1 protein-coding gene is annotated in these 1,060 nt (G+C 67.4%); it reads left to right on the top strand.

The features are described 5' to 3' along the window. A partial coding sequence (locus ABD848_RS24855) for a glycoside hydrolase family 11 protein (protein WP_344977639.1) occupies window positions 1-990 on the top strand: 990 nt, incomplete at its 5' end. Window positions 991-1,060: the final 70 nt, after the last annotated feature.

Genomic DNA, 1,060 nt, shown 5'->3' with positions numbered 1-1,060 from the left:
AGCCGTGCCAGGTCGATCCTGGGGCGGGTCTGTGCCGTGGCGGTCTCGGTGGCCACGGCCACCGCGCTGCTGCCCGGCACCGCCAACGCGGCCGTGACCTCCAACCAAACCGGCAACCACGACGGCTACTTCTACTCCTTCTGGACCGACGCCGAGGGCACGGTCTCCATGGAGCTAGGCCCGGGCGGCAACTACAGCACCTCCTGGAGCAACACCGGCAACTTCGTCGCCGGCAAAGGCTGGAGCACCGGCGGACGCCGCACCGTAGAGTACTCCGGCAGCTTCAACCCCTCCGGCAACTCCTACCTCACCCTCTACGGCTGGACCAGAAACCCGCTCGTGGAGTACTACATCGTCGACAACTGGGGCTCCTACCGCCCCACCGGCGACTACAAGGGCACCGTCTACAGCGACGGCGGCACCTACGACATCTACAAGACCACCCGCACCAACAAGCCCTCCATCGAAGGCACCGCCACCTTCGACCAGTACTGGAGCGTACGCCAGTCCCGTCGTACCGGCGGCACCATCACCACCGGCAACCACTTCGACGCCTGGGCCAGCCACGGCATGAACATGGGCAACCACGACTACATGATCATGGCCACCGAGGGCTACCAAAGCAGCGGCAACTCCAACATCACCATCGGCTCCTCCGGCGGCGGCAACCCCGGTGACGGCGGCGACCCCGGTGACGGCGGCGACCCCGGTGACGGCGGCAACGGCGGCTGCACCGCCACCCTCTCCGCCGGCCAACAGTGGAGCGACCGCTACAACCTCAACGTCTCGGTCTCCGGCGCCAGCGACTGGGTCGTGACCATGGACGTGCCCGAACCGGCGACAATGATCGCCACCTGGAACATCGACCCCACCTGGCCCAGCGCCCAGGTACTCGAAGCCCGCCCCAACGGCAACGGCAACAACTGGGGCGTGACCATCCAACACAACGGCAACTGGACCTGGCCCTCGGTCTCCTGTAGCGCACGGTGACCTTCTAACCCACACCCCCACAGCCACGGCGCGGCGGCCCAAAGGCCGCCGCGCCGTACTGCTATCGGCC

It is taken from the genome of Salinactinospora qingdaonensis (assembly GCF_039539445.1).
In the GTDB taxonomy this organism is placed as follows: domain Bacteria; phylum Actinomycetota; class Actinomycetes; order Streptosporangiales; family Streptosporangiaceae; genus Salinactinospora; species Salinactinospora qingdaonensis.
The sequence above is the reverse complement of the archived record's forward strand: the minus strand, read 5'-3'. Positions and strand labels throughout refer to the sequence as shown.